This window comes from Pseudomonas sp. BP01 (assembly GCF_022760795.1).
Taxonomy (GTDB): Bacteria; Pseudomonadota; Gammaproteobacteria; order Pseudomonadales; family Pseudomonadaceae; genus Aquipseudomonas; species Aquipseudomonas putida_Q.
Genome location: NZ_JAFBKA010000170.1, coordinates 1 through 212, shown reverse-complemented (window position 1 = coordinate 212; position 212 = coordinate 1). Strand labels below are relative to the sequence as shown.

Annotated in this window: 1 protein-coding gene; it reads right to left on the bottom strand. The window is 58.0% G+C overall.

Annotated elements, in window-relative coordinates; all coding sequences use genetic code 11:
- A partial coding sequence (locus tag JOY50_RS28955) for an immunoglobulin-like domain-containing protein (RefSeq protein WP_243056220.1) occupies window positions 1-212 on the bottom strand: 212 nt, incomplete at both ends.

Here is a 212-nt window from a genome sequence, read left to right as displayed (position 1 = left end):
CAACAACCGTCGTACCATCGGTCAGCTTGAAGTACAGCTCCGAATGGTTGTTGATCGGCAGGCCGTCTTTGTTGGTCAGCGTGATGGTGTAGGTGATCTCGCCGCCTTCGGTGACCGAAGGGGTCGCAGTCAACTTGGCCACGACTTCGTCGATGGTGTCGGTGACATCCACTTTCGCAGCGCCGCCCAACTCCAGGTTTTCGAAGGTGGCG